Here is a 17855-nt window from a genome sequence, read left to right as displayed (position 1 = left end):
TAAATATCAAAACCACTTCAATTTATCGCGCAGCGCCACTACGCGCCCAACGATAATCAGCGCCGGGCTTTGCACCTGCTGTGCCAGTTCGCCCAACTGTGATAAGCCGCCGCTCACCACCCGCTGCTGTACCGATGTGCCGTTTTCCACCAGCGCCACCGGCATATCCGCCTGCATACCGTGCGTGATCAGTTGTTCCTGAATCGTTGCCGCCTGATTCAGCCCCATATAAAACACCAGCGTCTGTTTTTCTGCCGCCAGATTCGCCCAGTCCAGCTCGCCGCCGGTTTTCAAATGGCCAGTCACCAGCCGCACGTTCTGCGCATAATCCCGGTGCGTCAACGGAATGCCAGAATAAGCCGAACAGCCGGAAGCCGCTGTAATACCCGGAACCACCGAGAAGGGCACTCCGGCGTGACAGAGCGTTTCTAACTCTTCGCCGCCGCGCCCGAAAATAAACGGGTCGCCGCCTTTCAGGCGCACGACGCGTTTACCGCTTTGCGCTTCGCGTAGCAGGATCTGGTTGATCTCTTCCTGCGGCACACAGTGGTAACCCGCGCGTTTGCCAACGAAAACGCGGTCGGCATCACGGCGCACCAGGTTCATAATTTCATCGGATACCAGCCGGTCATACACCACTACATCTGCCTGCTGGATTTGCTGCAAGCCTTTTAATGTCAACAGCCCGGCATCACCCGGCCCCGCGCCAACCAGTACCACTTCACCCCGGTTATCCAGCGGTTCTGCCAGCAGTTGTTCGGTAATTTTCTCAACTGCCGGTGCATCCTGGTTTGCCAATGACTGGGCAAGCCGGTCATTGACGAACAATTTCTCCCAGAAACGACGGCGTTCGCTGACGCTGGCGAAATGGCGCTTTACCCGGCCGCGCAATTGACCCGCGAACCTGGCGACATGACCCAGATGTTGCGGCAGCAGCGACTCCAGTTTCTCGCGCAGTAAACGCGCCAGCACGGGCGATGTGCCACCAGACGAGACCGCGACCATCAGCGGCGAGCGGTCGATAATCGACGGCATAATAAAACTTGCCTGGGTTGGCGCATCGACCACGTTGCAGAAGATACGGCGCACTTCTGCCGCATCGCTCACCCGCTGGTTAACCGCTTCGTTATCGGTGGCGGTAATCGCCAGCCAGCATTCATCCAGCAGCGTTTCGCTAAATTCCCCTTCCACCAGCGTCAACATCCCTTCTTCTGCCCAGACGGTGAACTGCGGCACAAAAAAGAGCGCGTTGACGGTAAGCCGTGCCCCCGCATCCAGTAACAAGCGAGCTTTACGTTCTGCGACATCGCCGCCGCCGACGAGCAGGCAGGCACGGCCTCGTAATTGACAGAAAATGGGCAAATGGTCCACGACATGACTCCGGGGTTTTTGTTATACGCTGAAGCTGGCACCTCGCGGTTGGCACCGCGGGGCGCGCAGAATTTGCCGTAGCATATCAGTAACCCATGACTACGGCAGCGGAGAGGGCAGGGGATTATGCTTTGATTTGTACCTCGCCGTCCTTCACTCGTGCTTCGAAATGCGCAACAGAACGGCTTTCATCTTCCATGCAAAGACCATCCCGCAGGCGGAAACGCTGTTTTTTTAGCGGGCTGGCGACCCATAACTCGCCCTGATGTTCGGCGATAATACCGCGCGACAGCACGCTGGACTGAAAAAACGGGTCGATATTACTGATGGCATAAACCTGGTCATCGTGGCGCGGGCGGAAAATCGCCACCTGCTGCTCGTTCACCAGCGCACAGACGCCGGTTGCGGGCACGATGTCATCGATTTTGCAGACTGTGTTCCACTGGCTCATGCGTTCTCCTCCACTAACATCACCGGAATACGTTCATACGGCGTGGCCGGGCGATGCTGTTCGCGCTCAGGCACCACCTGCACGTTCGGGTCACGGCGATCGCTATTGATAAAGTGTTTGAAGCGCGTTTGCGCGGCTGGGGTATTCACGGTTTCGCTCCATTCACAAATCACCGCTTCACGCAGGCGGGTCATTTCCGCTTCCAGTTGCGCGTCAAAGCCCAGCTTGTCGTCGATGATTACGCTTCGCAGATACGCAATGCCGCCTTCCAGGCCTTCCAGCCATGACGCGGTGCGGGTCAGTTTGTCGGCGGTGCGGATGTAGAACATCATAAAGCGGTCGAGATAGCGCAACAGGGTTTCGCGATCCAGATCCGCCGCCAGCAGATCCGCGTGGCGCGGTTTCATGCCGCCATTACCGCAGACATACAGGTTCCAGCCTTTTTCCGTGGCGATAATCCCCACATCTTTACCCTGCGCTTCCGCACATTCACGGGTACAACCAGAAACGCCGAATTTCATTTTGTGCGGCGTACGGATGCCTTTGTAACGGTTTTCCAGTTCGACGCCGAAGCCGACGCTATCGCCCACACCGTAACGACACCAGGTTGAACCGACACAGGTTTTCGCCATACGCAGCGCTTTGGCATACGCGTGGCCTGTTTCGAACCCGGCATTAATCAACTGACGCCAGATTTCCGGCAGATCGTCTTTTTGCGCACCGAACAGGCCGATACGTTGTGAACCGGTGATTTTGGTGTAGAGATTGAATTCACGGGCGATACGGCCCACTTCCATCAGCCCTTCCGGGGTGATTTCACCGCCGGCAGAACGCGGGATCACCGAATAAGTGCCGTCTTTCTGAATGTTGGCGAGGAAGTTGTCGTTGGTATCTTGCAGCGGCGTATGCTGCGGTTTAAGGACATACTCATTCCAGCAGGACGCGAGCAGGGAACCAACGGTCGGTTTACACACTTCACAGCCGTAACCCGTACCGTATTTCGCCAGCAGCGCATCGAAGGTTTTAATCCCTTCAACCTGGATCAGGTGGAACAGCTCCTGGCGCGAGTAAGCGAAGTGCTCGCACAGGTTGTTAGTGATTTCGATACCCTGTTTCGCAAGCTCAGCGTTCAGTACCTGAGTGACCAGCGGGATACAGCCACCGCAGCCGGTCCCGGCTTTGGTTTCGGCTTTCAGCGCGGCAACGGTGTGGCAGCCTTTGTTGATAGCGGCAATCAGATCGCCTTTCGTCACGTCGAAGCAGGAGCAAATCTGCGCGCTGTCCGGCAGTTTATCGACCCCGATAGACGGTTTTCCGCTGCTGGCATGTGCTGGCAGGATCAGCGCGTCCGGGTTTTCCGGCAGTTCGATGGCGTTCAGCACCAGTTGCAGCAGGTTGCCGTAATCACTGGTATCGCCGACTAACACCGCGCCGAGCAGGGTTTTGTTATCAGGACTTACGATCAGGCGTTTGTAAACTTCTTTGCTCTCGTCGAGATAGACGTAGCTGCGTGCGCCAGGCGTGCGGCCATGGGCATCGCCAATCCCGCCGACATCCACGCCGAGCAGTTTCAGCTTGGCGCTGAGATCGGCACCTTCGAAGGCGTTCTGTGTGCCGAGGATATGATCAACCGTGACCTGCGCCATTTTGTAACCCGGCGCGACCAGGCCATAAACGCGGTTATTCCAGCTTGCGCACTCGCCGATGGCGTAAATATTGGGATCGGATGTCTGGCAGCTATCGTTAATCAGGATGCCGCCGCGCGGAGCCACTTCCAGCCCGCACTGGGTTGCCAGTTTGTCGCGCGGGCGAATACCCGTGGAGAAGACAATAAAGTCAACTTCCAGCTCGCTGCCGTCGGCAAAGCGCATGGATTTACGCGCCTCGGTGCCTTCCTGCACGATCTCTTTGGTGTTTTTGCTGGTGTGTACGCGTACACCCATGCTTTCGATTTTGCGTCTGAGTTGCTCGCCGCCCATCTGGTCGAGCTGCTCGGCCATCAGCATCGGGGCGAATTCGATAACGTGCGTCTCAACGCCTAAGTTTTTCAGCGCGCCTGCGGCTTCCAGCCCGAGCAGGCCGCCGCCAACCACCGCGCCACGGCGGCTACGACGCGCGCATGACTCAATGGCATTCAAATCTTCAATAGTGCGGTAAACGAAACAGTCCTGGGTTTCGGACCCTTTGATCGGCGGGATCCACGGGTAGGAGCCGGTCGCCATGATCAATTTGTCGTAATAAACCGTGCGTCCGGCGCTCGAGTGGATCACTTTTTCCTGACGGTTGATAGTGATGGCACGCTCGCCGACCAGCACTTTTACGCCATGTTTTTCGTAAAAGCCTTCACGAACCAGCGATAACTCTTCAGCCGTATGGTGGGAAAAATAGGAAGAGAGGTGAACGCGATCGTAGGCTTTACGCGGCTCTTCACAGAAGACGGTAATGTCGAACTGGCTGGCGTCGGCCTTATCGAGAAGATCCTCAATAAAGCGGTGGCCGACCATGCCGTTACCGATAATAGCGAGTTTGACTTTGCTCATTTTTGCCTCGATTTCTTTTCTACTGCCTCCTACCTTAACGATTCAGCTTAAGGCGTTATTGATATGCATCAATTACACCCGCGCATACCACTTAATGGGTATATAATTGATTTTTATTGGTTTTTCTAAGTTGCGGATATCACTGGTATTTATTGGTTGCAGAATTTCTATACAAAAAATGAGGGTTTTTGTCGCGAGCTCTGATACAAAATATCTGAGGGAAAAAGAGGAGGTAATGCTATGACAGCAACACCGCTTTGGTTAGTTCAGAATGTGCATCTACCCGATCGTGAAGGGTTATGGCAAATCGCCATTGAGAACGGGCGATTTGGTGATATCACGCCGATGGGCGCAACGCACAGTGACACGCTGGAAGTGCTCAACGCGCGGGGCGGGCTGGCGCTGCCGCCGTTTATTGAGCCGCATATTCATCTGGATACCACGCAAACCGCCGGGGAACCGAGCTGGAACCAATCCGGCACCCTGTTTGAAGGGATTGAACGCTGGGCCGAACGCAAGGCGATGCTCAGCCATCAGGATGTCAAAACGCGCGCCTGGCAGACGCTGAAGTGGCAAATGGCGAACGGCGTTCAGCATGTGCGCACCCACGTTGATGTTTCCGATCCGTTGCTCACGGCGCTGAAAGCGATGCTGGAAGTGAAAGAGGAAGTCGCGCCGTGGATCGATTTGCAGATTGTTGCCTTCCCGCAGGAGGGGATTATTTCCTATCCCAATGGCGCAGCGCTGCTAGAAAAAGCGCTTCAGCTTGGCGCGGATGTGGTAGGTGCCATCCCGCATTTCGAATTTACCCGCGAGTATGGCCTGGAATCCCTGCATTTTGCGTTTGCGCTGGCGCGTGAGTATGAACGCCCGGTGGATATTCACTGCGATGAAATCGACGATGAGCAGTCGCGTTTTATCGAAACCGTCGCCGCGCTGGCGTTGAAATGGGAGATGGGGTCGCGCGTCACCGCCAGCCATACCACCGCGATGCACTCCTATAACGGCGCGTATACCGCGCGGCTATTTCGTTTGCTGAAGCTTTCTGGCATCAACTTTGTTGCTAATCCACTGGTCAATATTCATCTGCAAGGGCGTTTTGACGACTACCCGAAACGCCGGGGTATAACGCGGGTGAAAGAGTTGCTGGCGGCGGATATGAATGTCTGCTTCGGCCATGACGATGTGTTCGATCCGTGGTATCCGCTCGGTACGGGCAATATGTTGCAGGTGCTGCATATGGGGCTGCATGTTTGCCAAATGATGGGTTACCAGCAAATCGACGAGGGGCTGCGTTTAATCACTCATAACAGCGCCAGAACCCTTGGCCTGACGGAGTACGGTATTGAACCGGGTCTTCCTGCCAATATGATTATTTTGCCTGTTGAAAGCGGCTTTGACGCGGTGCGTTGCCAGGCGCCGGTGCGCTGGTCGATTCACCACGGGCGAATTATTGCCAGTACGCAGCCTGCGCAAAGTTGGGTGAAAATGAATAACGGCGGTGAAGAGGTGGTGTTCAGCCGCGCACCGCGCAACTAGCACTTCGCCAGCCCCGTTGTGTCGGGGTTGGCGTTACATCTGTTTCCAAATACGTAAAATTAAGTAAAAGGCTGGCCTGCCGGCTGACTGCTCTTTAGAATCAAGCCACTCGCTTTCTTTACTGCACTTCGTTAAGGAAACCTTATGGTTAAATCGACTCTGGCGGCTATTGCGGCTGTTTTTGCCCTTTCTGCTATCTCCCCTGCTGCGCTGGCAGCAAAAGGCGATCCTCATGTTCTGCTCACCACGTCCGCCGGTAATATCGAACTGGAGCTGAACAACCAGAAAGCCCCTGTGTCGGTGAAAAACTTCCTTGATTACGTCAACAACGGTTTCTACAACAACACCACGTTTCACCGTGTGATCCCGGGCTTTATGGTGCAGGGCGGCGGTTTTAACGAGCAGATGCAGCAAAAGCAGCCGAATCCACCTATCAAGAACGAAGCGGATAACGGCCTGCGTAATACGCGCGGCACCATTGCGATGGCGCGCACCGCGGATAAAGACAGCGCAACCAGCCAGTTCTTTATTAACGTTGCGGATAATGCCTTCCTCGATCACGGGCAACGTGATTTTGGCTATGCGGTGTTTGGTAAAGTTGTGAAAGGAATGGATGTCGCCGATAAAATTTCTCAGGTGCCCACTCACGATGTCGGTCCTTACCAGAATGTCCCGTCAAAACCGGTTGTTATCCTCTCTGCGAAAGTGCTGCCGTAATTTTCCCACACGGGCTGTTCGGCCCGTGTTCTCTTGCCTTCCTGCGTAACGTGAAATTTCTGCTTATAATTTGGGCATGTACACGTCTACTACAGGGAGGCGCTATGCCAAAAAAACTCACCGACAGGCAAAAATCCCGTCTCTGGGAGAAGCAGCGCAATGTCAATTTCCAGGCCAGCCGACGTCTGGAGGGCATTGACGGTGAACTTGTGACGCTTAACGCCGAAGAAGCCAATGTCCGTCTTGAAGAGCTGCGGAGGCACTATGAGCGATAAATTCGGCGATGGCCGCGACCCATATCTTCTTCCCGGTCTGAAAGTGATGCGCAATGTGTTAGGCATTCACGAAAAACAACGGCTGGAGCAGGCGGCGTATCAACTTACGGCGTTACGCGCCGCAACGCTCGAACTCGGGCCGCTGGCGCGCGGGCTTCCCCATCTTTGCGCCATTCACCACCATCTCTATCAGGATGTGTTCGACTGGGCAGGGCAGATTCGGGAAGTCGATATTTACGAGGGCGATACCCGCTTTTGCCATTTCGAATATATCGAGAAAGAGGGCAACGCCCTGATGCAGCAGCTCGAAGATGAGGAGTGGCTTTGCGGGCTGGAGAAAGCGGAGTTTATTGCGCGGCTGGCGCATTACTATTGCGAAATCAATGTGCTGCATCCGTTCCGCCTCGGGAACGGTATTGCACAGCGCATCTTTTTCGAACAGCTTGCACTGCACGCTAACTTCTCTCTCGACTGGCGCGATATCGATCCCGAAGCGTGGCGCGCCGCAAACCAGGCCGGTGCCATGGGCGACCTGGAACCCTTAATCGCCATCTTTAGCAACGTGGTGAGCGAGGCGGTGGAGAGCGAGTAAACTGAAGGTCTTGCTGCCCTTAGAGCAAGACCTTAAGCCCATGTTTTTGCACCACGGATAATAATTTGAGAGAAACGCCGCTCGGGCGTTTCATGCCATTTTCCCATTTCTGTATGGTTGAAACGCTGGTATTCAAATAGCGAGCAAATACCGACTGGCTGACGTTGAATCTTTCTCTCAATCCTTTTATTTCATCAGGTTTAAGATCCTCGACCGGGCTCAAGCAACGCTCATCGAAATTACGCATGGTTTCCTGCGCAATCGCACCTGCATCAAACAACCCACTTGCCGCGCTATGGATCGCTTCGAAAGCAGGGCTTTTAAATTTACTTTTTGTTGTCATGGGTAATCTCAACCAACTCTTTGTTACTGATTAGCATCAATATGGCCTTTTCAGAAAGGTAGGCGTAATGCTTTGCTAGCTCACGAAATGCGGCTAGCTCACTATCATCAATATTTGCCATATCCTGCTTCGCGTAGAGAAAGGTATAAAACCCATGAGATCCTCCCTTCGCCAGGACAATGGCGCGGTCCCTGTTTTGATTGAGCCGTTTCTTATAGACCCCACCGCCCAGATTATCCGCCTGACCTTGCATCATCTCATCAATGGCACGGCGTAATTCACTGTCACGTATACCGTGTTTTTGGGCTGCCTTAGCAAACCATTTCGTTTTGAAAATCCGTTTAAAAGATAGCATCCCTTTCATCCTGAATGTAGCACTTGGTGCAATAGTACTTCTTCGTCAGTGGAAAGGAACATTTCCGCAAACCCATTTGTTATCTTTGCGAAGTGCCGTATAGTTTTGCGCAATCTGCATGAAACGCTGCATATCCATTGGTTGAACTCACATGATCCTGCTTATCGACAATTACGACTCCTTTACCTGGAATCTGTACCAGTATTTTTGCGAACTGGGGGCAAGCGTGGAGGTAAGGCGTAACGATGAGCTGACGCTGGCCGATATTGCCGCGCTGGGCCCGAAAAAGATTGTTATCTCGCCCGGCCCCTGCACGCCGGATGAGTCCGGCATTTCGCTCGATGTGATTAAGCATTACGCCGGTCAGTTGCCGATGCTTGGCGTTTGCCTCGGTCACCAGGCGATTGCGCAGGTGTTTGGCGCCACCATCGTTCGTGCAGCAAAAGTCATGCACGGCAAAACCTCTCCCGTTACTCACCACGGCGCTGGCGTTTTTGCCGGGCTTAATAATCCATTAACCGTGACGCGCTACCATTCGCTGGTTATCGATCCGCCCACGTTACCGGCCTGTTTTGAGGTTACCGCCTGTAGTGAGAGCGGCGAGATAATGGGCATTCGCCATCGACAATGGGATCTGGAAGGGGTGCAATTCCACCCGGAAAGTATCCTCAGCGAGCAGGGCCATCAGTTATTGCAAAACTTCCTCGTGCGGTGATTTCTGGTTGCCATGCAGTGATTTTTTATGCATATTTCGTGATTATATTTTCATAATCAATGCAACATAAACTGGATGGGCAAGCCATGGCAACTCAGCAAGACGCGGTGACGCGTGCAAACTTCGATGACGTTATTCTGCCAATTTACGCACCGGCCGAGTTTATCCCGGTGAAGGGAAAAGGCAGCCGCGTGTGGGATCAGCAGGGTAAAGAGTATGTTGATTTTGCTGGCGGCATTGCCGTTACTGCCTTAGGCCACTGCCATCCGGCGCTGGTGGAGACCCTGAAAACGCAGGGCGAAACGCTGTGGCACACCAGTAATGTATTTACCAACGAACCCGCGCTACGCCTGGCGCGTAAAATTATTGACGCCACGTTTGCCGAACGCGTGGTGTTTATGAACTCCGGCACCGAAGCTAACGAAACTGCCTTTAAGCTGGCGCGTTTTTATGCATCTACGCGCCACAGCCCGTACAAAACCAAAATCATCGCTTTCCATAACGCGTTTCATGGTCGTTCACTGTTTACCGTGAGCGTCGGCGGCCAGCCGAAATATTCCGACGGCTTTGGCCCGAAACCGGCAGACATCATCCATGTACCGTTTAACGATCTGCATGCGGTGAAAGCGGTGATGGACGATCACACCTGCGCGGTGGTGGTTGAACCTATTCAGGGAGAGGGTGGTGTGACGGCAGCGACGCCAGAATTCCTCCAGGGCCTGCGTGAATTATGTGACCAGCACAATGCGTTGCTGGTGTTTGATGAAGTGCAGTGCGGCATGGGCCGCAGCGGCGAGCTGTTCGCGTATATGCACTATGGCGTGACGCCGGATATTCTCACCAGCGCCAAAGCCCTGGGCGGCGGGTTCCCCATCAGCGCGATGTTAACCACGCAGGAGATCGCCAGCGTATTCCATGCGGGTTCGCACGGCTCCACTTACGGCGGCAACCCGCTGGCCTGCGCGATTGCCGGAACCGCATTCGATATCATCAATACGCCGGAAGTGCTGAATGGCGTGAATGCCAAACGCGAAGTATTTGTCCGCCATTTGCAGCAAATCAACGAGCAGTTTGACCTGTTCAGCGACATTCGCGGCATGGGGTTGTTGATTGGGGCTGAGCTGAAGCCGCAGTACCAAGGCCGCGCGCGGGATTTCCTCTACGCCGCCGCCGATGCGGGTGTGATGGTGCTGAACGCCGGGCCAGATGTGATGCGCTTTGCGCCGTCGTTGATTGTTGAAGAGCAGGATATCGACGAAGGGATGCGCCGCTTTGCGCAGGCTATCGCGAACGTCGTTAACGCGTAAGGCGTCGACGAAGCCAGATGCCGTGATGCGGACGCTGACGCCATGCCACTGATGAAATGGTGTGCATGGTGCTCAGATGGCCGATAATTCGCTGTAGATGTTGCTCCAGCGTGCTCATTGGCCCGTGGGTCAGCGTCTCTGGCGCTTCCAGAATATTCACATCACCCGATTCACCCGGCCCGTCATACTCCAGCCGCTGCTGACAGCGTTGCAGCGCAATCTCACACGACTGCAAATAGCGCTGCGCCAGTTCCTGCGTCAGCATGGTGTGCTCGCGCGCCAGCGTAGTCATCGCATTAATATGCTCAACAATAAACTGGCTGTGGGTAACCCACAGTTTCATATCGTTCAGATAGCGAGTGTTAAATCCCGGCTCCTGCATTGCCTGGTTGAGGGAGTTAAACAGCGCGTTATGCGCCTGGTTAACGTGCATACGCTGCCAGGCAAGCGGCGTGGCCTCGGGGTTATCGCTGAGGATCAGGCGGATAGCGTCCTGGTAAGTTTCCAGCGCGTCGTGCGCGTTCTGGCGCAACAGGCCGCTTTGCCACTGTGGCCATAGCCAGACCATGCCGCCGAAAGCAATCAGGCAGCCAATCAGCGTATCGACCAGCCGGGCGACAATAAACTCATCACCATTGAGCGTCAGGATCTGCAACGTATACACGGCGGTAATGGTAAAACCGACCATTGCCCAGCCGTAGCTTTTACGAATAATCAAATAGCTGACCAGCGTAATCATCAGCATCGCCGCCAGCGTAAAGCCGAGCGGCACGTGAAAATGCAGCGTTGCCCCGGCTATCACCAGACCAGCAAAAGTGCCCGCCGCCCGATGGACAATGCGTACCCGCGTTGCGCCGTAGCCGTTTTGTGTCACAAACATCACCGTCATCATGATCCAGTAGGGCTTCGGCAAGCTCAGCGCGCTGCCCATCAGGCTGGCGATACTGAGCATCACGCTGATACGCGCGGCATTACGTAACGCAGTGGATTTGAGCGACAAGTAACTTTTGAGGGCCGGAATAAGCGGCAGGCGGCGCTGCTTCTCTTCCATCAGATCGCGAATATAGAGCGGGCGCTGGGTGCGCAGTACACGGGCGATACGGCTGAAGTGCCAGGCGCAGAACTGCCCGACCGGGTTGTCAGGGTGCTGACGGGCGATTTTTTCCAGTGCGCCTGTCTGTTTATCCATGGTGAACCGCGTCGGGTAGCGGTGGTAAAGAATGTCATCCGACAGCACGCGCAGGCGGGCCGCGACGGTTTGCGCATTCCAGCGGATCACCTGCTCGGCGTGGGTTTGTTCGACCAGCTTTTGCACCTCTTCCGGCTGATGCAAACTGACGGAGATATGCTCCTGCAAATCCAGCCCGACCTGAAACACGCGCAGCAGGCGCTTGTAATCACTGTTCTGGTTAGCGGCCAGCATATGCAATTGCTGGTAACACTGGCTAATCAGATCCACCACTTTTTGCTGACGGGCGAGCAGCGGCGGCAGCGCTTTTTCCGGGTCAGCATGCTGAGTCAGCAGGCTATATTTCGCTTCGCAATAATCGGCCAGTTGCCGGTAGAGCAAACTGAGAGATTCGCGCAGCGGCTGCTCGCGCCACAGCCAAAACCAGAACCAGTTAAACAGCCCGTACCACAGCGTACCGAGCGTGTAGATCAGCAGCGGCTCCCACACCGGCATATTCCCGGCGAGGCTCAGGGTAAAAATAGCGGCAATCAGTGAGGCCGGTAATAAACGCCCGTGCAGCGCGCTGATCTCTCCCGTTACGCCCAACAGCAGCGTTAGCCCGGTCATGATCAGCGGCAGCGGAATATTATCGCCAGGCAGCAACTGCACCGCCAGGCTACAGCCTGCAAACAGCGAGCCGCCAATAATCAGGCGTTTAAAGAAGCGCTTGTGCGGGGTATCAAGACCGGCAATATTGCAGCAGGCGGGAACGAGGGAGAACAGCAGGCCTTGTTGCAAATGGCCGACCAGCAGCCCAATCGCCACGGGTAAACACAGCACCAGCGTTTGTCGCAGTGCGTAGTTGATTTCGGGGTGGTAAATCAGCCTGCGCCACATGAGGAGAGAAAAACGGCGCACCGGGTGAGCGATGCGCCGTTTTACAGATTAACGCGTTCCGTAGACGACAATGGTTTTGCCGTGGGCGGAGATCAGGTTTTGATCTTCAAGCATTTTCAGGATGCGGCCAACTGTTTCGCGGGAGCAACCGACGATCTGACCAATTTCCTGGCGCGTAATTTTAATTTGCATGCCGTCAGGATGGGTCATTGCGTCCGGCTGTTTCGCCAGATTCAACAACGTTTGCGCAATTCGTCCTGTTACGTCCAGGAACGCCAGGTTGCCGACTTTCTCCGAGGTCACCTGTAGGCGACGCGCCATTTGCGAGGAGAGACGCATCAGAATATCCGGGTTCACCTGGATTAACTGACGGAATTTTTTGTAGGAGATTTCGGCTACTTCACAGGCGGTCTTGGCGCGTACCCAGGCACTGCGCTCCTGACCTTCTTCAAACAGGCCCAGTTCACCGATAAAATCGCCCTGGTTGAGGTAAGAGAGGATCATCTCTTTACCTTCTTCATCCTTGATGAGCACTGCCACTGAGCCTTTCACGATGTAATACAACGTTTCCGCTTTTTCACCCTGGTGAATCAGCGTGCTCTTCGACGGGTACTTATGAATATGGCAATGAGACAAGAACCATTCGAGAGTCGGGTCTGTTTGCGGTTTGCCAAGCACCATGCGCGGTTATCCTCTGTTATAAGCTGGCTCCAGAAGTGGGGCGTAAGGTAACCCTGATTCTGGGGTTGCAATCAATGCTTCCCAAGTCCCGGGAAGTGGACCGTCAGCGTCATCTGCGGTCTCTAATGTATGATGTCCTTTGCGTACATGCGTAACGTCAATGTATCTCTCTAGCATCCAGACTGTTTTAGCATAGCTTTTAACGCCTGTCTCCTGGTGTCTCGCTTCAGCATGACGCAGGTCGCCTTCCGTTGCGACTTTTCTTATGTACGCGTAATCTGTACAGAAAATTGCAACGGCGGAGTGATGAAAATGCAGGCACGTGTGAAATGGGTTGAAGGGTTAACGTTCCTTGGTGAGTCTGCGTCTGGTCACCAAATTTTGATGGACGGCAACTCAGGTGACAAAGCCCCAAGCCCGATGGAAATGGTTCTGATGGCCGCCGGGGGATGCAGCGCAATCGACGTCGTTTCGATCCTGCAAAAAGGGCGTCATGACGTGACCGACTGCGAAGTGAAGCTGACCTCAGAACGCCGCGAAGAAGCGCCGCGCCTGTTTACGCATATCAATCTGCACTTCGTGGTCACCGGCAAAGCGCTGAAAGACGCGGCGGTGTCACGCGCCGTTGATCTCTCGGCAGAGAAGTATTGCTCCGTGGCATTGATGCTGGAAAAAGCGGTGAATATCACCCACTCTTACGAAGTGATCGAATCCTGATTATGCCCGCCCGGCGGCGCGTGGTTTGCCGGGCTATTTGATTTTTTTGCCTTCCATCAACCGCTGCACCAGCGGCGTCATGATCAACTCCATCGCCAGCCCCATTTTGCCGCCCGGCACCACCAGTGTATCCATATGCGAGATAAATGAACCCTGCAACATCGCGAGCAGCCACGGATAATCAATTCCTTCCAGATTGCGGAAATGAATAACCACGAAACTCTCATCCAATGAAGGAATGCCTTTGGCGGCAAACGGGTTAGAGGTATCGATCGTCGGCACGCGCTGGAAGTTGATATGAGTGCGGGAAAACTGCGGCGTAATGAAGTTGATGTAATCTTCCATCGAGCGCACCACGGAATCCATCACCGCTTCACGGGAGTGCCCGCGCTCGCTGGTATCGCGGATCAGCTTTTGGATCCACTCCAGGTTCACAATCGGCACCACGCCCACCAGCAAATCGACGTAGCGCGCGACATCATGTTGTGGCGTTACCACACCGCCATGCAGCCCTTCATAAAACAGCACATCGGTCGGTTCCGGCAGCGGCTGCCAGGGGGTAAACGTCCCCGGAACCTGGTTCCACGGCACGGCTTCATCGTAGGTATGCAGATATTTTCGCGCCTGGCCCTGGCCGCTTTGCCCATATTCGCTAAAGGTTTGTTCCAGCAGACCAAAGTCGTTCGCTTCCGGGCCAAAGTAGCTGATATGCCGCCCAAGATCGCGGGCTTTGCGAATCGCCATATCCATTTCCGGGCGGGTGTAGCGATGGAAGCTGTCACCTTCCACTTCTGCCGCGTGCATGTTGAGCTGGGCGAAGATTTTACGAAAGGCGAGGCTGGTGGTGGTGGTTCCCGCGCCGCTGGAGCCAGTGACGGCGATGACTGGATGTTTAGCGGACATAGCAACTCCCTGAATAAAATATTATTTTCAGTACCAAAGCCGCCTGCATCCTGTTATTCGTGAAACTGCCCGCGCGGCATAATATTCACCGTTTCGTGCAGTTCCGACCACACCAGCACGGCTTCGCCGCGTTGCAGTTGCCGTTTAACATCGGCGACCTTTTGTTCAAGCGAACGCTCATGTTCACCATAATCGGTGCCTTCGCGCAAGACAAAGCTCTCAATCAGGCTGTCCAGCGTCCCGGCCTCAAGTTCTTGCCATGGAATAATCATGATGCTCCCAGATAAGCCGATAACCAGCCCGGAATGCGCCTTTCCAGCCACATCTCCGGGCGACGTAGCGTGCCACCGACAAAGCCAACGTGCCCGCCATGTTCCGTCAATTGATATTCAATATTAGCGGGTAAATGCCCAGGATCGGGGATGACATTATGATCCATAAACGGATCATCTTTGGCGTGAATGATAAGCGTCGGTTTTCGAATCAACGGCAACTGTGGCATGGCGCTACAGCGACGATAGTAATCAAGGGCATCGGCAAAGCCGTGGATTTTCGCAGTGATCAAATCGTCAAACTCGCGGATGCGCCGCAGCTTGCGCAGCGTGGGCAACGTCGTCGGCAACGATCCCGGGTAAGCACGTAACTTACGCGCGGCGTTGGCTTTCAGCAGATTAAGCAAATAGCGCTGATAAACGCGGGAAAAGCCTTTATCCATATGGTAACTACAGGCTTCCAGCATCAAAGGCGCAGAGACTATCACTGCCGCATCGACAGGCAGGTCGTCATCCGCTTTTGCCAGCAGACAGCCGAGCATATTGCCGCCCAGCGAATACCCCACCGCGGCGGTCGGTACTTCGCCGAACTCCTTGCGCAGCCAGTACAAAAACCAGGTGCCGTCTTCGGTTTCACCGGAGTGATAAATGCGGCTCAGGCGGTTCGGAATGCCGCTGCAACCGCGAAAATGCATCACCACGCCCAGCCAGCCGTGCTGCTTCGCCGCATGAATCAAACCATGAGCGTACGGGCTATGCAGGCTGCCTTCCAGCCCGTGAAACACGACGAGGCGCGGCTTATGGCGCGCCTCGTTCGGCTCTTCACTCCAGGCGAGATCGACAAAATCCCCGTCCGGCAATTCAAGGCGCTGCCACCAGGGTTCGAACTGTAAACGACGACGGACAAGGCGTGGCAGCATCGTTTGTAGATGCGGATTGCTCGCGCCGCGCATCGGCTGGAAAGTGCGAGCATCCTCTTGATCTTCATGGGAAAGTGCAGGTGTAATTTCTGCCATCTTGTCAACTAATCTCTGTATACATACGGGCGAATACGCCCGCCGTTGTGCCTTATTCCGCTTGCAGCATTGTCTCTAGCTGCTCGTGCGCGTCCAGCCACGCCATTTCGCACTCCTCAAGGCCGGATTTCGCCGTCGCCTGCTGTTGCAGGCAGGCGGTTAACTCCGTTTTGCGGCTTTGATCGTAAAGCCCGCTGTCGCCGAGCTTCTCTTCGGCTTCGGCCAGTTGCGCATTGAGTTTTTCCATCTCTTTTTCCAGACGGGCAATCTCTTTACGCAGCGGCTGGGTTTGCGTGCGCAGTTCGGCTTCGCGACGCTTCTGATCTTTACGCGCCTGGGCGCTATTGCCGTTCTCTTTCGCCGTGTCCGCAGGCTGGTTTTCCTGCTTTTGCACATCGCTCAGCCACTGCTGGTAATCGTCGAGATCGCCGTCGAACGGCTCGACTTTGCCGTCGTGCACCAGGTAGAGATCGTCGGTGGTGGAGCGCAGCAAGTGACGGTCGTGCGAGACGACAACCAGTGCGCCTTCAAACTCAATCAACGCGTCGGTCAGCGCCTGGCGCATATCGAGATCGAGGTGGTTTGTCGGTTCATCAAGCAGCAGCAGGTTCGGGCGCTGCCAGACGATAAGCGCCAGCACCAGCCGCGCTTTTTCGCCGCCGGAGAAACGTTCCGTCGCTTCCGTGACTTTATCGCCCTGAAAACCAAAACCGCCGAGATAATCGCGCAGCTTCTGCTCCAGCTCCTGCGGCGCAAGGCGCGCCAGATGTTGCAGTGGCGATTCGTCGGCGCGTAAAAATTCCAGCTGATGCTGGGCGAAGTAACCGAGCTTGATGCCTTTTGCCAGGCCGATTTCGCCGCTCTGCGCCGCCAGTTCACCCGCCAGCAATTTAATCAGCGTTGATTTCCCGGCACCGTTGCGCCCCAACAGGCCAATGCGTGAACCTGGCACCAGGTTAAGTTTGATGGCGTTCAGAATGGTGCGATCGCCATAACCGGCGCTCACTTTCTCCATCTTCAGGATCGGGTTTGGCAGGCTTTCCGGTGCGCGGAAGCTGAAGTGGAACGGGTTATCGACGAGCGCGGGGGCAATCAGCTCCATACGCTCCAGCATTTTAATGCGGCTTTGCGCCTGCTTCGCTTTGCTGGCTTTGGCTTTAAAGCGATCGATAAAGCTTTGCAGATGCGCCACGCGCTGCTGTTGGCTCTCATAAGTGGCTTGCTGCTGAGCAAGGCGTGTCGCGCGCTGGCGCTCAAACGAGCTGTAGTTGCCGGTGTATTCGAACAGGTTTTGCTGCTCAATATGCAGAATTTTGTTGACCACTGGATCGAGGAAATCACGGTCGTGAGAAATCAGGATCAATGTGCCCTGGTAGCTTTTCAGCCATTTTTCCAGCCAGATAACCGCATCGAGATCGAGGTGGTTGGTCGGTTCATCCAGCAGCAGTAAATCGGAGCGGCAAATCAGCGCCTGTGCGAGGTTTAAACGCATACGCCAGCCGCCGGAGAAATCGCTTACCGGGCGCTCCAGTTGTTCGTTGGCGAAGCCCAGACCGTGCAACAAGCTGGCGGCGCGGGAGCGCACCGTCCACGCGTCGATGGCGTCGAGTTTTCCGTGTACGGTGGCGATGGCGTGACCGTCGTTGCGCGCGTTGGCGGCATTCAGTTGCGCTTCAAGCTGGCGGTATTCGCGATCGCCGTCTATCACATAATCGATGGCCGCTTCGTCTAACGCCGGCGTTTCCTGATTCACCCACGCTAGTTGCCAGGTGCCGGGATAGGTGAAGCTGCCGCCATCGGCGCTTATCTCGTTTTTCAGCAGCGACAGCAGGGTCGATTTGCCGCAGCCGTTTTTACCCACCAGGCCCACTTTCTGGCCCGGATTGATGGTGGCTGTGGCGTTATCCAGCAGGACACGCACGCCGCGACGAATTTGTAACGAGGAGAAAACAATCATAAGACGCCGTATGTTCAGACTATGTTAATTTGTCTT

18 protein-coding genes are annotated in these 17855 nt (G+C 55.1%); 7 read left to right on the top strand and 11 right to left on the bottom strand.

The window, feature by feature from the left end; all coding sequences use genetic code 11:
* Positions 1–6: 6 nt before the first annotated feature.
* The 3 genes from cysG to nirB all read right to left on the bottom strand — a co-directional run bounded on the left by cysG (position 7) and on the right by nirB (position 4362).
* Positions 7–1371, bottom strand: coding sequence for a siroheme synthase CysG (gene cysG / locus Q5705_05135; protein WLI77941.1), 1365 nt, complete (start codon positions 1369–1371; stop codon positions 7–9).
* 124 nt (positions 1372–1495) lie between these two features.
* Positions 1496–1822 (bottom strand): nitrite reductase small subunit NirD, encoded by a 327-nt coding sequence (gene nirD, locus Q5705_05130; protein WLI77940.1) that lies wholly within the window; start codon positions 1820–1822, stop codon positions 1496–1498.
* Entirely contained in the window at positions 1819–4362 is a 2544-nt protein-coding gene (gene nirB / locus Q5705_05125; protein WLI77939.1) for a nitrite reductase large subunit NirB, read from the bottom strand. The genes nirD and nirB overlap by 4 nt, the downstream gene beginning before the upstream one ends.
* A gap of 240 nt (positions 4363–4602) precedes the next feature.
* Here nirB and Q5705_05120 point away from each other — a divergent pair, with 240 nt between their 5' ends.
* The 4 genes from Q5705_05120 to Q5705_05105 all read left to right on the top strand — a co-directional run bounded on the left by Q5705_05120 (position 4603) and on the right by Q5705_05105 (position 7485).
* Positions 4603–5901: a cytosine deaminase gene (locus Q5705_05120; GenBank protein ID WLI77938.1), complete on the top strand. Its 1299-nt coding sequence runs from the start codon at positions 4603–4605 to the stop codon at positions 5899–5901.
* A gap of 144 nt (positions 5902–6045) precedes the next feature.
* Complete coding sequence (gene ppiA / locus Q5705_05115) at positions 6046–6618, top strand: peptidylprolyl isomerase A (GenBank protein ID WLI77937.1); 573 nt, start codon at positions 6046–6048, stop codon at positions 6616–6618.
* Positions 6619–6722: 104 nt separating this feature from the next.
* Positions 6723–6893 (top strand): YhfG family protein, encoded by a 171-nt coding sequence (locus tag Q5705_05110; GenBank protein ID WLI77936.1) that lies wholly within the window; start codon positions 6723–6725, stop codon positions 6891–6893.
* Complete coding sequence (locus tag Q5705_05105) at positions 6883–7485, top strand: putative adenosine monophosphate-protein transferase Fic (GenBank protein ID WLI77935.1); 603 nt, start codon at positions 6883–6885, stop codon at positions 7483–7485. The genes Q5705_05110 and Q5705_05105 overlap by 11 nt, the downstream gene beginning before the upstream one ends.
* Before the next feature lie 19 nt (positions 7486–7504).
* On the opposite strand, the gene Q5705_05100 is transcribed toward Q5705_05105, so the two are convergent.
* Both Q5705_05100 and Q5705_05095 read right to left on the bottom strand, forming a co-directional pair.
* Complete coding sequence (locus Q5705_05100) at positions 7505–7828, bottom strand: DNA-binding transcriptional regulator (GenBank protein WLI77934.1); 324 nt, start codon at positions 7826–7828, stop codon at positions 7505–7507.
* Positions 7812–8183, bottom strand: coding sequence for a type II toxin-antitoxin system RelE/ParE family toxin (locus Q5705_05095; protein WLI77933.1), 372 nt, complete (start codon positions 8181–8183; stop codon positions 7812–7814). The genes Q5705_05100 and Q5705_05095 overlap by 17 nt, the downstream gene beginning before the upstream one ends.
* Before the next feature lie 151 nt (positions 8184–8334).
* Between Q5705_05095 and pabA the strand changes: the two genes are divergently transcribed.
* Both pabA and Q5705_05085 read left to right on the top strand, forming a co-directional pair.
* A complete protein-coding gene (gene pabA / locus Q5705_05090; protein WLI77932.1) occupies positions 8335–8898 on the top strand; it encodes an aminodeoxychorismate synthase component 2 in 564 nt (187 codons plus the stop codon).
* An 86-nt stretch (positions 8899–8984) separates the two neighbouring features.
* The gene (locus tag Q5705_05085) at positions 8985–10205 is read left to right on the top strand and encodes an aspartate aminotransferase family protein (GenBank protein ID WLI77931.1); all 1221 of its coding nucleotides are present in this window, start codon (positions 8985–8987) and stop codon (positions 10203–10205) included.
* Here the strand turns inward: Q5705_05085 and Q5705_05080 are convergent.
* Positions 10195–12273 (bottom strand): YccS/YhfK family putative transporter, encoded by a 2079-nt coding sequence (locus Q5705_05080; protein ID WLI77930.1) that lies wholly within the window; start codon positions 12271–12273, stop codon positions 10195–10197. The genes Q5705_05085 and Q5705_05080 overlap by 11 nt on opposite strands.
* 48 nt (positions 12274–12321) lie before the next feature.
* On the bottom strand, positions 12322–12954 hold the full coding sequence (gene crp, locus Q5705_05075; protein ID WLI77929.1) for a cAMP-activated global transcriptional regulator CRP: 633 nt from the start codon (positions 12952–12954) through the stop codon (positions 12322–12324).
* Between the two features lie 312 nt (positions 12955–13266).
* On the opposite strand from crp, the gene Q5705_05070 reads away from it, so the two are divergent.
* Positions 13267–13671, top strand: a complete 405-nt coding sequence (locus tag Q5705_05070) for an OsmC family protein (protein ID WLI78974.1) — start codon at positions 13267–13269, stop codon at positions 13669–13671.
* A gap of 33 nt (positions 13672–13704) precedes the next feature.
* Here the strand turns inward: Q5705_05070 and Q5705_05065 are convergent, their stop codons facing one another.
* Genes Q5705_05065 through Q5705_05050 form a run of 4 tightly spaced genes read right to left on the bottom strand, consistent with a single transcriptional unit; the run spans position 13705 to position 17819 of the window.
* Positions 13705–14574: a phosphoribulokinase gene (locus tag Q5705_05065; GenBank protein ID WLI77928.1), complete on the bottom strand. Its 870-nt coding sequence runs from the start codon at positions 14572–14574 to the stop codon at positions 13705–13707.
* A gap of 53 nt (positions 14575–14627) precedes the next feature.
* Positions 14628–14846, bottom strand: coding sequence for a YheU family protein (locus Q5705_05060; GenBank protein ID WLI77927.1), 219 nt, complete (start codon positions 14844–14846; stop codon positions 14628–14630).
* Entirely contained in the window at positions 14843–15862 is a 1020-nt protein-coding gene (locus Q5705_05055; GenBank protein ID WLI77926.1) for a hydrolase, read from the bottom strand. The genes Q5705_05060 and Q5705_05055 overlap by 4 nt, the downstream gene beginning before the upstream one ends.
* 52 nt (positions 15863–15914) lie before the next feature.
* The gene (locus Q5705_05050) at positions 15915–17819 is read right to left on the bottom strand and encodes an ABC transporter ATP-binding protein (GenBank protein WLI77925.1); all 1905 of its coding nucleotides are present in this window, start codon (positions 17817–17819) and stop codon (positions 15915–15917) included.
* Between the last annotated feature and the right edge of the window lie 36 nt (positions 17820–17855).

Origin of the sequence: Kosakonia sp. H02, assembly GCA_030704225.1 — a bacterium.
Classification (GTDB): Bacteria; Pseudomonadota; Gammaproteobacteria; order Enterobacterales; family Enterobacteriaceae; genus Kosakonia.
The sequence above is the reverse complement of the archived record's forward strand: the minus strand, read 5'-3'. Positions and strand labels throughout refer to the sequence as shown.